Genomic DNA, 12,595 nt, shown 5'->3' with positions numbered 1-12,595 from the left:
TTGGGATAAAAAAGGATTTACGACATGTTTGATTATCGCGTTTCCAAACATCCTCACTTTGATGAAGCCTGCCGCGCTTTCGCACAGCGTCACAATATGGCGAAGCTGGCAGATCGGGCAGGCATGAATGTCCAGACGCTGCGCAACAAGCTTAACCCTGAGCAGCCCCATCAGTTCACGCCGCCGGAAATTTGGCTGCTGACGGATATCACTGAGGATTCCACGCTGGTTGATGGTTTCCTGGCTCAAATTCATTGCCTGCCGTGCGTACCTACGAACGAAGTGGCAAAAGAAAAACTCCCGCATTACGTAATGAGTGCAACTGCGGAGATTGGGCGTGTAGCTGCAGGCGCAGTATCCGGTGATGTGAAAACCAGTGCAGGCCGCCGCGATGTGATCAATAGCATCAACTCTGTTACGCGCCTTATGGCACTCACTGCAGTTTCATTGCATGCGCGTTTGCAGGCGAATCCGGCGATGGCAAGCGCGGTGGATACCGTGACGGGCCTCGGCGCTTCGTTCGGTCTGATCTGAGGTGGTTATGCTGACTAAAGAACCATCTTTTGCATCACTTCTCGTTAAGCAAAGTCATGCAATGCACTACGGTCACGGCTGGATCATGGGGAAGGATGGCAAACGCTGGCACCCGTGCCGCTCTCAGGATGAACTGCTGGCTGACCTGTCCACAACCAAACAGGGGAAATCATGGCTATTGAAGGCGCTACGGCGACTGTTCCATTAAGTCATGGCGAGCGACTTGCGGGACTTAACCATATAAACGACCTAAGAGAGAAAGTATTCGGTCTGAATATAGAGCCAGAATTGGAGCGATTTTTAAAGGATATGCGAGATCCAAGAGATGTAAATAATAAACAGAATGTCAGGGTTTTGGCGGCAATGTTATTTGCAGCAAATATTCCGGCTAGGCGTCACAACATAACCGTCAGTGAAATGACGGAAGAGGAAAAGAATAATTTGAAAGAAATAATAAACGCCTTTCGTGCCGCTGTAGGTTTGTTTCCTAAATGGCCTGCAATTCCTAAAAAACCTTCCTAATGATCATCATGGTGGTCATTGTGAAGGTAATTAACAACAACTGAGGATATTAAAATGGCATTTTTTGGTTTCGGTAAAAAAGCACGTAAAGCAGTTCAGGAAGTAAAAAAAATGGAAAACCGCGATGCAGTAGAAGCAACTGTATGGGGCGCATATTCTATTGCCTACTCTGATGGTACATGCGATGCAAAAGAAATTGCAGTGCTGGAGAAAACAATCTCAGCATTACCTGCATTTGCCCCGTTTTCTGGCGAGATTGCGCAGATGAGCAGCAATATTCGCGCACGTTATGAGGCGTCACCGCGTTCTGCTAACGCTCAGGCATTGCGTGAACTGGCTGATGTGGCTGGCACGGCTGATGCAGTTGATGTGCTTTGTCTGTGCCTGGACATTGCCGATCAGGATGGAATCGGAGAAGAGGAAGAAGTAACCCTGAAAAAAATCGCTCAGGCGCTTCAATTACCTTTGGACCAGTACCTGTAATGGGCAAGGTTCGCTGTTTAGCAATCTGCGTTCTGCTGTTCCTTGTAGTGGCAGTGGATTTTACCGGGCGCATTATGTCTATGCTGGCAGATGGTGTTTTGGTAGCAGGGATCATTGCAGTGGCGCTACCCATGTTTAAAAAGTCCTAACTCTATAGCCCGTGTAATGCGGGCTATATCTGAATAACCAAACAGAAATTAAAGGCGTAAACCCGCCGGGCTTCTTATTGCCCAAATTCAGGAGAAATAACAATGCGAAATATTGAAACCCGTATCACCAAAACAGGACCAGATGATGCTGGCCTTAACCAGATACTGACTGATGCACGCATGGAAGAACGCCGGGCACGTGCCGCGGCAATGGCAGCCCGTCTTGATAGCCTGGCTTGCCATATCACGTCACGTCAGCTTAACCACGTTGAAGCGGCGGAGCTGTTGCGTATTGCGGCTGAAAACATTCAGAACGAAGCGCAGGAGAACCACTGATGGCTGATTCAATGGACCTCGTACAGCAGCGCGTTGAAGAAGAACGTCAGCGCAACATCCACACCGCCCGTAACAGAACGCCGGGCGTTTCCCGTGTGCTCTGCATTGATTGCGATGCGCCGATCCCGCCAGCACGCCGCCGTGCTATTCCGGGCGTGCAGTGCTGCGTCACCTGTCAGGAAATTTCAGAGCTGAAAGGCAAACACTATAACGGAGGTGCTGTATGAATACCGATAATATGACAATTCGCCAACGTGCAGAACAATGGCTTGATGAAGGATATTTATTCATCGATACCGAAACTACAGGGCTGGGAGACGACGCGGAAATAGTTGAAATATGCATTATTGATAGTCATGGGTTTGTTATGCTTAATACGCTTATTAAGCCCACTAAGCCTATCCCTGATGAAGCAATAGCCATTCATGGCATTACTAATGAAATGGTAGCTTTTGCGCCTGCCTGGACTGATATATGCGGGGCAGCGGAGGAACTATTTCGGCGCTTTGGGTTTGTTATCTATAACGCCGATTATGATCTCCGGTTAATTCGTCAGACCTACGCATTGAATGGAAGACCTTCTGAAGGTGCGCCATGGATGCTTGCTGCTCATTCTGTTTGCGCGATGAGGCTTTATGCAGAGTATCGAGGCGAGCCGGGACGATTTAATGGCTATAAATGGCATAAGCTGGTTGATGCTGCTGCGCATGAAGGTGTTGTGGTCGAAGGTAAGGCGCACCGTGCTTTAGCTGATTGCAAAATGACGCTAGGGCTTGTCCGTGCTCTGGCTAAAGGTGGTGCTAAATGAGTACCATCCTGAAATGGGCGGGAAATAAAACCGCTATCATGCCGGAATTGATTAAGCACCTTCCTGCTGGCTCGCGACTGGTTGAACCTTTCGCGGGTTCCTGTGCTGTGATGATGGCGACAGACTATCCTCATTATCTTGTCGCGGATATTAATCCAGATCTTATCAATCTCTATAAAAAAATTACCATTGATTGTGACGCTTTCATATCACGCGCAAAAAATATTTTTGCGATTGCGAATAGAGAAGTTGCTTATTACAACATTAGGCATGAATTTAATCATTCCTCTGAAATTACTGATTTCATGAAAGCAGTATATTTCCTTTATCTTAATCGTCATGGTTATCGTGGGCTGTGCCGTTACAACTTGAGCGGTCATTTTAATGTCCCTTACGGTAATTATAAAAAGCCGTATTTCCCTGAAAGTGAAATACGCGCTTTTGCTGAAAAGTCTCAACGCGCAACGTTTATCTGTGCCAGCTATGACGAAACACTGGCGCTGCTGCAAGCTGGTGATGTTGTTTATTGTGATCCGCCATACGATGGCACATTTAGCGGTTATCACACTGCCGGTTTTACAGAGGACGATCAGTATCATCTGGCGTATATTCTTGAGCGCCGGTCATCAGAAGGTCATCAGGTTATTGTGTCCAACAGCGACACGTCCCTGACTCGTTCGCTTTATCGTAACTTTACCCGCCACCGTATCACCGTAAAGCGCAGCATGGGTGTGGCTGCGGGTGATGGTAAATCTGCTTCAGAAATCATAGCCACGAAGTCAGTGTGCTGGTTCGGTGCTGATTTTGCCAGAGGTCCAGACCGTACCGTTGAGGTGCGCGTATGAATGCCATCGATCCGCGCTGTTTCGCAGCCAGCACCATCAATACCATCAGTATTTCAGGCGGCAAAGATAGTCTTGCACAGTGGCTAAGAGCTATTGAAAACGATGTTCCGCATATTTCTGTCTTTGCTGATACGGGCCATGAACATCCCCAGACGATGGATTATCTGGATTATCTGGAATCAAAGCTGGGCAAGGTTATCCGCGTTAAAGCTGATTTCACGCGCCAGATAGAAGGAAAACGTAAATTCATTGCTGAGAAGTGGCCCGTTTCTCTGGTTCAGGAATGCGGTATGTCGCCAGATGAGGCCGCAGAACGTATCCATCGGGCACTGGAAATTCTTAAACCAACCGGCAATCCGTTTCTTGATTTATGCATGTGGAAAGGGCGTTTCCCTTCAACAAAGGTCCGTTTCTGCACGTTTGAGCTGAAACATGAGCCGGTGCGGACGCAGGTGATCGTCCCGGCTCTGGACGAATACGACGAGGTGATTAGCTGGCAGGGCGTCCAGGCACAGGAATCACCGGCGCGTGCTCTGTTACCTGAGTGGGAGGAAGATGCAGACGATACTCCGGGTTTGCATGTCTATCGTCCGATCCTCAACTGGCTGCATGAGGATGTATTCGCCATTGCCAGACGCCATGGCATCAAGCCCAACCCACTTTATCTGCAGGGCTGCAGCCGTGTCGGTTGTATGCCATGTATTCATGCCCGCAAGTCCGAGCTTGCAGAGATTTTCCAGCGATGGCCCGAAGAAATCAGCCGTGTGGCTGAATGGGAAAGAATGGTTGCGGAATGTTCACGTCGCGGCAATTCAACATTCTTTCCGTCCACACATGACCCGCGCCGGGCTGAAAAACGTATTGAGGTTATCACCGTTGATGCTTATGGCATTGAGTCTTACCGCGACTGGGCTTTAACCACTCGCGGCGGTGCGCAGTTCGATCTGCTGGCTGGCATGAACGATAAGGCAGTGTGCAGCAGTGTTTATGCCGGAGTCTGCGAGTGACGGAAATCAGTACAGGACGCTTCGTCGCCCCATTTGTTACTAAAACTCCCGGTAGCGTTGAAAATGCTGCCGGGCCTTATTCGTGGAATTTACTCAGGAAAGCAGTTAACCCCTATCTGGACCCGGCGGAAGTTGCGCCGGAGTCCGCGCTTTCAAACCTGATCGCTCTTTACGCTGCGGATAACGAGCAGGAACAGCTGCGCCGTGAGGCGCTGAGTGATGAGGTCTGGGAACGCTATTTCTTCAATGAATCCCGTGATCCTGTCCAGCGTGAAATGGAGCAGGACCGGCTGATTAGCCACGCCAAAATGGCGCGCGAGCAGCAGCGTTTTAATCCCGATCTGGTCATTCTGGCTGACGTTAACGCCATGCCGTCCCATATCAGCAAGCCTCTGCTGGAGCGGATTAAATATTTCCATAGTCTGGGCAGAGCAAAAGCCTATTCCCGCTACCTGCGCGAAACCATCAGGCCGTGTCTTGAGCGTCTGGAGCGCGTGCGTGACAGTCAGGTGTCTGCCTCTTTCCGGTTCATGGCGAGTCATGACGGGCTGGAGGGGCTGCTGGTACTGTCTGAAATGAATCAGGATCAGGTCAAGCGCCTTTCCACGCTGGTTGCGGCACATATGAGCATGTGTCTCGATGCGGCCTGCGGTGATCTGTTTGTCAGCGATGATGTAAAACCAGAAGAAATCCGTCAGGCATGGGAAAGGGTTGCCGCAGAAGCCATGCGTCTTGAGGTCATCCCGCCAGCGTTTGAGCAGCTACGCCGCAAAAAGCACCGCCGCAAGCCGGTGCCTTATGAACTGATCCCGGCGTCGTTGGCTCGTATGCTGTGCGCGGACTGGTGGTATCGCAAACTGTGGCAGATGCGCTGCGAGTGGCGGGAGGAACAGCTGCGTGCTGTCTGCCTGGTCAACAAAAAAGCGTCCCCGTATGTCAGCTATGAAGCCGTGATCCACAAACGCGAGCAGCGCCGCAAATCGCTGGAGTTCTTCCGCTCTCATGAACTGATTAATGAAGACGGCGACACGCTGGACATGGAAGACGTGGTGAACGCCAGCAACAGCAACCCGGCACACCGCCGTAATGAAATGATGGCCTGTGTTAAAGGACTGGAGTTGATAGCGGAAATGCGCGGAGACTGCGCAGTGTTCTATACCATCACCTGCCCGTCACGCTTCCACTCAACGCTCAACAACGGCAGACCTAATCCGAAGTGGACCAGCGCTACCGTCCGGCAGAGCAGTGACTATCTGGTTGATACGTTCGCCGCTTTCCGCAAGGCTATGCACAAGGCCGGGCTGCGCTGGTATGGCGTCCGCGTGGCAGAGCCGCACCATGATGGCACCGTGCACTGGCATCTTCTGTGCTTCATGCGCAAAAAAGACCGCCGTTCCATCACTGCGATGCTGCGCAAGTTTGCCATTCGTGAAGACCGCGAGGAGCTGGGCACCAATACCGGGCCGCGCTTCAAGTCCGAGCTAATCAACCCGCGCAAGGGTACACCGACCAGCTACATCGCCAAATACATCAGCAAGAATATCGACGGGCGCGGGCTGGCTAAAGAAATCAGCAAAGAAACCGGCAGATCACTGCGTGACAGTGCCGAGCATGTCACCGCCTGGGCGTCACTGCACCGTGTTCAGCAGTTCCGTTTCTTTGGTATTCCGGGGCGTCAGGCATACCGCGAGCTGCGCTTGCTGGCTGGTCAGGCGGCGAGAGTGCAGGGTGAACGCAAAGCGGGTGCGCCGGTACTGGATAACCCGCGTCTGGATGCGGTACTGGCAGCTGCAGATGCGGGTTGCTTTGCCACCTACATCATGAAGCAGGGCGGTGTACTGGTGCCCCGCAAACATCACCTTGTCCGCACGGCTTATGAGCTTAACGACGAACCGGGCGCCTACGGCGATCACGGTATCCGTATCTATGGCATCTGGTCCCCGATTGCAGAGGGCAAGATTTGCACACACGCGGTGAAGTGGAAAAAGGTTCGTAAGGCTGTTGACGTTCAGGAGGCGGTAGCCGACCAGGGCGCTTGCGCCCCTTGGACTCGTGGCAATAACTGTCCCCCTGTTGAAAATCTGAACAAATCAGGGGGTGATTTACCCGATATAAAAACCATGGATGAGGACGAGCTGCAGGAATATCTCCACAGCATGGGCCAGAAGGAACGGCGGGAGCTGACAGCCAGGTTAAGGCTTGTAAAACCGAAGCGGAAAAAAGCATACAAACAGACTATTTCGGATCAGCAGCGCCTGCAGCTTGAGGCTGAGCTGAGTTCCAGAGGGTTCGATGGTAGCGAGTCAGAGATTGACCTTCTTCTGCGCGGCGGCAGTATTCCGTCAGGTGGCGGGCTGCGTATTTTTTACCGCAACCACCGTCTGCAGGAAGATGACAAATGGCGTCAGTGGTACTGATGCCGCAGCTTTAACAATTCTTGCTCTTATTGATCCGCATCAGAGCGATCTAATTGACAGATAAAAAACGTTTTACATTCACCAAATCCTACTATACTGTATTTATAACCAGTGGATATACATACAGTTATTGTGTGTCCGTAGTAGTGATAGGAGGGAAAATGCAGGATTATCTTTTGGAGTCGTTGAAACTCCAGCGCATTGATTTTTTTATCAAGCTTGTAGCGGCTAGTGAGTGTAGCGACGAAGAAAAGCGGCTGGCTATCCAGTGGGTGTCCGAAATGACCGACGAGCTGATGGCGAAAATCCGCAGCCATGAATACTGTCGGTCAATGGACGTCACCAGTTAAGGGGGTCTGTATGCGCATTGAAATAATGATCGATAAAGAGCAGAAGATTAGCCAGGCTACACTGGACGCCCTTGAATCCGAGCTTTACCGTAATTTGCGCCCTCTGTATCCCAAAACAGCAATTCGTATCCGTAAGGGCAGCGCCAACGGCGTTGAGCTGAGCGGGTTAAAGCTGGATGAAGACAAAAAGCGAGTGATGGAAATAATGCAGCAGGTCTGGGAGGACGACAGCTGGTTACATTAGCAAACGTTGCGGGCGATAAAACTGGTTTTTACCGTCCGCAAGGTTGAACAACGAGCCACGCGAGGCGTTAGTGCTGTTGTGCATGACTATGCCGCATGAAATCGCATGATCGTTTGAGGATCGTTTTTGCTCAGGCCCGCCAGAACTGGCGGGCTTTTACTTATGTCATGCAGGTGCATGAAAACCACTACACAAAGTGGGCAGGCGTGGCGGGGATACGAGCGCGCGCAATGGGGTGAAATGGTAAAAATCCGGCGCAATCTCCGGCGCACTGGCGGCTTCAATCGCTGAGGGTGAGTGAGTGACGGCAAAAAAGAAGCGCCCCGCAGAATGCTGCTGGGGCGCTGTAAGAGGTGGTCTTGTTGTCGCGGTGCGGTGGGTCAGTCGTTGCGCTTGTCTTCTGTCAGTCCCAGCGTATACGGCTCAAAGCGGATCACTTCTTCGCCCAGCCAGTCGTTAAGCTCCTGCAGTCGCTTCTGCAACGGCATCAGCTCGTTGCGAACAAAGACGCGGCTGGCCTTTTCCACATCACCAAAGCCGCCGGTATTGTTGGGAATGATGCCCATCATCTGTGGCGGCACGCGGTGCGCTGCCATCATGTCATCGCGGCTCACGTTCTTGATGTTCAGAAACTCATCCTTTGCCGCAACTTCCGACAACGGGATGATCTGGATGCCGTCCTTTTTACCGTTGGGCGAATACATAAACAGGTTACGGAAGTTGCCCGGCCCTTTGGCGCTTTTCATTGCCTGGCGGATATTGTTCACGTCCTCCTGGTTCTGTGCTGCGTCGGTCATGTACATGATGAAGCCCGCGTGGCTGCCGTTGATATAATACTTGCGGCGGAACAGCGTTGCGGACTCGTTGAGCAGGGTTGACGGAATGGCGGAGAGATAGCCGGGCAGCCCGTAAATCTCCTGGTTAATATCCGGCTCCAGCAGATGAAAGATGTTGCCCTGCGTAAATTCATAGGGCTGCGTGGTCAGGCCATACTGCACAAACCAGTAGGTGTCGAGATCCACGCCGCGCCGTGTGTACTTCGCCAGTGCTGGCTCCAGTGAGAGAACGCCGCCGAGCCGGTTGGTGCGCTTTTCCAGATAGGCGTTACCGAACACCAGATAGTCCTGGACGAAACGGGCAAAAGCCTGCTGGCTGAGCAGACGGTGCGGGATGTAGGTACTGCTGAGAATGTCACGCTTAACGGCAATCGGTGAGCTGTGATGCACGGCGGCGCGGTAGGTACGCGCCAGTCCGTCAAAGCTAACCGGCGGCTCATACCAGCGATCCATCTGCACGCATTCCACGTAGTCCAGCAATTCGCGTCGGTCTAACACCGGCACCGGGTCGCCAAAGCTGAACGCCTCCGCCGCCGCGCCGCCTGATTTGACGTTGTGATCTACCGCTGCGCGGTTGTTCTTGTTTTTACGTTTGCTCATGCCGCCTGCTCCTTGTCAGCCTGGGGCCATTCGCACATAAACAGCATTTTCCAGTCCTCTGCTGATAATTCTTTTTTCATGTCATTCAGCCATTCATCATCAAAGAGCGCGGCTCCGGTTGCGAGCGTTGCCCCGGATGCTGCAGCGTCATCAGCGGTAAAGGTCATGCAGGTAGTGCCGTTGCGGGCGATCAGCTTCTTGTATTCCTGCCATGCCTCCGGGTTGCGGCTTGGGGTGGTGTAGTAGGTAGCGTGATAGCGCGCGTGCATGGACAGGCCTTTGGCGAGCGCAATCATATTTTTTGGGGAGTCAGCCCAGGCATACTCTGACACGTAGACGTTTCCATGGAGCGCGGCGGCGAGGCTTTTCGGCCCGATAAAATAAATGACCGCACCGTTTGGTAGTTCCAGATGAGCTTTACCTGATTTTATTTTCCCAAGATGTGTCCAGGCTGCGGCCTCACTTAAAAAAGCTGATATGTAGGTTTTGACGGTCAGGGCTGATGCCGGGGTGCAGCCCAGAAAAATCTGGTTGCGTCCGGTATGCAGTGCATCGTTCAGGGCTTCGTAGGCGAAAAAGAAATCTGCGCCAGCCTGACGCATTTTTGTAAGCACGCGGTTTCTGCTGCGTGCGCCACTGTTCCATTCATGCTGATAAGCAAAGAAAGGGCGGTCTACAGGCAGACTGGCGGTGGTCATGAGGTTAGTTGGGGTTGAGTGCATCAGAAAATCTCCACAATGTTGCTGGTATTGGCGGCTTCGCCCTGTAGCGGTTCGTTAAACAGTGCATGCATCGTTGCCCATGCCAGATCGGCGTGGCTGGCTTCTTCGCTGCGGCTGGCTTCGTAGGTAGGGCGGTTGCCGCTGGCGGTAGTGGCGCGGCGGATAGCCATAAAGGACTGCGCAATGTCGGTGTGTCCTGCGTCAAACTCCAGACGGCGGTGGCTGATAATGTCGTATGCCTTGAGCACCAGGGCGTTTTTGACGTTGGGGTTGTAGACAAACTCCCGCACGGCAGGAAAGAACGCTTTCACGTTCTCATAAACACCGTGACCGACGCCGGTCGAGTCGATGCCGATATAGGTCACGTTGTACTGCTGTGTCAGCTTTTTGATAGCGTCAGCCTGGGCGCGGAAGTCCATCCCGCGCCACTGGTGCCGCTCAAGAATGCGGAACTTGCCGCCCGGCACAGTTGGCGGTGCCATAACCACGCACCCGGCGCTGTCACCGTTCTGTGTGCCTTTCGCCGGGTCGTATCCGATCCAGACTTCGCGCCAGCCAAACGGGCGCAGCGCCAGCGCCTGAAAATCTGCCCACACTTCCCAGCTGTCCACCATGCACGCCTGCAGCTCGCTGAGCGGGAATACTGACGCCAGATCGTCAATAAATTCGCACATCAGCAGGTTCTGGTATTCGTCCGGGCTGTACTCCATGCGCAGCTGGTCGAGGTCGAACAGGTTACAGCCGCCGCGCACCGCATCTTCCACGGTGACGATCTGGCGGTACTGTCCGTCAGGGCAGAGCAGGCCGCGCGCAAGGTTGCTGTGGGTCAGGTCAATATCCACCTTGTCCGCTTTGGCGCGGCCCCGGTTAAACAGCGCGCCGGACCAGAACGGATAGGCACTGTGCGTCAGGCTGGACGGCGTGGAAAAGTAGGTTTGTCGCCATTTCTTGTGAATGGCCATCCCGGAGGCAACCTTGCGCAGCTCCTGGAATTTCGGTATCCAGAAATATTCATCAAGATACAGGTTGCCGTGGTAGCTCTGCGCCGTACGGGCATTGGTGCCAAGGAAGTACAATGCTGCCCCATTGGGTAGCACCATGGGATCGCCTTTCAGTTCCACTTCAACTTCTTTGGCAAAGTCGATGATGTACTGCTTAAAAACGTGCGCCTGTGCTTTACTGGCAGAAAGGAAAATCTGGTTGCGTCCGGTCAGCAGGGCGTCAATCAATGCTTCACGGGCAAAATAAAACGTGGCGCCAATCTGGCGCGACTTGAGCAGATTGCGGATGCGGTTTGTTTTCCCGGCTTCAAACCAGTGGCGCTGATAGTCGAACATAGAGGCGTGGAAGACTTCTTCCAGCTTTTCGATCTGTTCGTCGGTGAAAACGTTCTTTTCCGGCTGACGGCGTGGGCCTTTGTTGCGGTTGGCTACTTTCGGGTTTAAATCAGCTTCGTTCCCGCCATCGTTAAATTTGCCGATGCGGGCGTGGCGCTCTGACTGGCGCGCCAGCAGGTCAATTTCCTTGAAGTCTTTCCCTTCTTTCTGCTCCTTCATGATGAGCTGGCAGTAACGTGCGGCGGTGGTGAGCTGCATCTGATCCAGCGGCCCATAGTCGCCCCACTTGTCGCGTTTTTTCCAGCTGTGAACGGTTGCAACTTTTTCGCCCAGCATTTCAGCAATGCGGGCTACGCGGTATCCCTGAAAGTACAGCAGCATGGCCTGCCGACGGGGATCGAGGTCTGCGGGGGTCAGTGTCGTGTTCATGGCCCAAACATACGGCCTTGGATAGCAGCTTTCCCCGGCTGCGGTTTGTGTGGTTTACCGTACAAATACAGCGCGTTGTCTCACTCCCCTCATCACCGCAAACATAAGGCTCCAGTAAGTTATTTCTAACGGAGCACGGCTCATGACAGTGAAAGCAAAGCGTTTCCGTATCGGGGTGGAAGGTGCCACCACTGACGGGCGCGAGATCCAGCGTGAATGGCTGGTACAGATGGCAGCCAGCTATAACCCGACGGTCTATACCGCTCTGATTAACCTTGAGCACATCAAGTCTTATCTGCCGGAGAGCACGTTTAACCGCTATGGCAGGGTGACGGGGCTGGTTGCAGAAGAAATCCAGGACGGCCCGCTGGCGGGCAAGATGGCACTTTATGCCGATATCGAACCCACGGACGCCCTGGTGGCACTGGTGAAAAAGGGCCAGAAGCTTTTCACCTCCATGGAGGTCAGCACGAAGTTTGCCGACACCGGCAAAGCCTACCTTGTGGGGCTGGGTGCGACAGACGATCCTGCGAGCCTTGGCACCGAAATGCTGGCTTTCAGCGCCAGCGCCGCGCATAACCCGCTGGCAAACCGTAAGCAGAACCCTGAAAACCTGTTTTCGGAAGCGGTTGAAACGCTGATCGAACTTGAAGAAGCCCAGGACGAAAAGCCGTCCCTCTTTGCCCGCGTCACCGCGCTGTTCACCAAAAAAGAGCAGACCGACGATGCGCGTTTCTCAGACGTGCATAAAGCCGTGGAACTTGTCGCCACCGAGCAGCAGAACCTGAGCGAGCGCACTGATAAATCCCTGGCTGAAAACGGTGAGCGCCTTTCCGCGCTGGAGTCCTCCCTGCAGGAACAGCAGGCCGCCTTTGCCGAGTTACAGCAGCAGCTGAGCCGTGAAGACAGCCGCAAGGATTACCGCCAGCGCGCGCCGGGCGGTGACGCACCGGCAGGCACCCTGACCAATTGCTGA

The 12,595-nt window shown here is 53.2% G+C and carries 17 protein-coding genes; 14 read left to right on the top strand and 3 right to left on the bottom strand.

The features are described 5' to 3' along the window. Positions 1 to 24: 24 nt before the first annotated feature. The 13 genes from AL515_RS21220 to AL515_RS21165 all read left to right on the top strand — a co-directional run bounded on the left by AL515_RS21220 (position 25) and on the right by AL515_RS21165 (position 7,695). Entirely contained in the window at positions 25 to 534 is a 510-nt protein-coding gene (locus AL515_RS21220) for a phage regulatory CII family protein (RefSeq protein ID WP_061068637.1), read from the top strand. A gap of 7 nt (positions 535 to 541) precedes the next feature. Continuing rightward, positions 542 to 742 (top strand): phage filamentation protein Fil family protein, encoded by a 201-nt coding sequence (locus AL515_RS21215; protein WP_071887390.1) that lies wholly within the window; start codon positions 542 to 544, stop codon positions 740 to 742. Then, positions 706 to 1,056: a DUF5347 family protein gene (locus tag AL515_RS21210; protein WP_061068636.1), complete on the top strand. Its 351-nt coding sequence runs from the start codon at positions 706 to 708 to the stop codon at positions 1,054 to 1,056. The genes AL515_RS21215 and AL515_RS21210 overlap by 37 nt, the downstream gene beginning before the upstream one ends. A gap of 54 nt (positions 1,057 to 1,110) precedes the next feature. Further along, positions 1,111 to 1,539 (top strand): tellurite resistance TerB family protein, encoded by a 429-nt coding sequence (locus AL515_RS21205; protein WP_061068635.1) that lies wholly within the window; start codon positions 1,111 to 1,113, stop codon positions 1,537 to 1,539. Further along, on the top strand, positions 1,539 to 1,688 hold the full coding sequence (locus AL515_RS23530; protein WP_129533676.1) for a DUF3927 family protein: 150 nt from the start codon (positions 1,539 to 1,541) through the stop codon (positions 1,686 to 1,688). The genes AL515_RS21205 and AL515_RS23530 overlap by 1 nt, the downstream gene beginning before the upstream one ends. A gap of 102 nt (positions 1,689 to 1,790) precedes the next feature. Continuing rightward, positions 1,791 to 2,024 carry a DUF2732 family protein gene (locus tag AL515_RS21200; RefSeq protein WP_061068634.1) on the top strand — a complete coding sequence of 78 codons (234 nt, stop codon included), beginning with the start codon at positions 1,791 to 1,793 and terminating at the stop codon, positions 2,022 to 2,024. Continuing rightward, positions 2,024 to 2,251 (top strand): TraR/DksA family transcriptional regulator, encoded by a 228-nt coding sequence (locus AL515_RS21195; protein WP_061068633.1) that lies wholly within the window; start codon positions 2,024 to 2,026, stop codon positions 2,249 to 2,251. Before AL515_RS21200 ends, AL515_RS21195 begins: the two co-directional genes overlap by 1 nt. Beyond that, the gene (locus AL515_RS21190; RefSeq protein WP_061068632.1) at positions 2,248 to 2,832 is read left to right on the top strand and encodes a 3'-5' exonuclease; all 585 of its coding nucleotides are present in this window, start codon (positions 2,248 to 2,250) and stop codon (positions 2,830 to 2,832) included. Before AL515_RS21195 ends, AL515_RS21190 begins: the two co-directional genes overlap by 4 nt. Further along, complete coding sequence (locus AL515_RS21185) at positions 2,829 to 3,677, top strand: DNA adenine methylase (protein ID WP_061068631.1); 849 nt, start codon at positions 2,829 to 2,831, stop codon at positions 3,675 to 3,677. The genes AL515_RS21190 and AL515_RS21185 overlap by 4 nt, the downstream gene beginning before the upstream one ends. Continuing rightward, positions 3,674 to 4,684, top strand: coding sequence for a phosphoadenosine phosphosulfate reductase domain-containing protein (locus tag AL515_RS21180; protein ID WP_061068630.1), 1,011 nt, complete (start codon positions 3,674 to 3,676; stop codon positions 4,682 to 4,684). Before AL515_RS21185 ends, AL515_RS21180 begins: the two co-directional genes overlap by 4 nt. A 5-nt stretch (positions 4,685 to 4,689) precedes the next feature. Beyond that, a complete protein-coding gene (locus tag AL515_RS21175) occupies positions 4,690 to 7,101 on the top strand; it encodes a replication endonuclease (protein ID WP_061068858.1) in 2,412 nt (803 codons plus the stop codon). A 161-nt stretch (positions 7,102 to 7,262) separates the two neighbouring features. Further along, complete coding sequence (locus tag AL515_RS21170; RefSeq protein ID WP_048977490.1) at positions 7,263 to 7,451, top strand: hypothetical protein; 189 nt, start codon at positions 7,263 to 7,265, stop codon at positions 7,449 to 7,451. Between the two features lie 10 nt (positions 7,452 to 7,461). Beyond that, a complete protein-coding gene (locus AL515_RS21165) occupies positions 7,462 to 7,695 on the top strand; it encodes a DinI family protein (RefSeq protein WP_001217561.1) in 234 nt (77 codons plus the stop codon). Between the two features lie 380 nt (positions 7,696 to 8,075). Here AL515_RS21165 and AL515_RS21160 read toward each other — a convergent pair whose 3' ends face one another. The 3 genes from AL515_RS21160 to AL515_RS21150 are packed head-to-tail and all read right to left on the bottom strand — an operon-like array spanning position 8,076 to position 11,619. Then, positions 8,076 to 9,131: a phage portal protein gene (locus tag AL515_RS21160; RefSeq protein WP_061068629.1), complete on the bottom strand. Its 1,056-nt coding sequence runs from the start codon at positions 9,129 to 9,131 to the stop codon at positions 8,076 to 8,078. Then, entirely contained in the window at positions 9,128 to 9,853 is a 726-nt protein-coding gene (locus AL515_RS21155; RefSeq protein WP_061068628.1) for a terminase large subunit domain-containing protein, read from the bottom strand. The genes AL515_RS21160 and AL515_RS21155 overlap by 4 nt, the downstream gene beginning before the upstream one ends. Then, the gene (locus tag AL515_RS21150; RefSeq protein WP_061068627.1) at positions 9,853 to 11,619 is read right to left on the bottom strand and encodes a terminase ATPase subunit family protein; all 1,767 of its coding nucleotides are present in this window, start codon (positions 11,617 to 11,619) and stop codon (positions 9,853 to 9,855) included. The genes AL515_RS21155 and AL515_RS21150 overlap by 1 nt, the downstream gene beginning before the upstream one ends. A gap of 142 nt (positions 11,620 to 11,761) precedes the next feature. On the opposite strand from AL515_RS21150, the gene AL515_RS21145 reads away from it, so the two are divergent. After that, positions 11,762 to 12,595: a GPO family capsid scaffolding protein gene (locus tag AL515_RS21145; RefSeq protein ID WP_061068626.1), complete on the top strand. Its 834-nt coding sequence runs from the start codon at positions 11,762 to 11,764 to the stop codon at positions 12,593 to 12,595.

The sequence above is a fragment of the Citrobacter sp. FDAARGOS_156 genome, assembly GCF_001559235.2.
GTDB classification, from domain to species: domain Bacteria; phylum Pseudomonadota; class Gammaproteobacteria; order Enterobacterales; family Enterobacteriaceae; genus Citrobacter; species Citrobacter youngae.
This window is presented reverse-complemented; position numbering and strand designations above follow the sequence as displayed.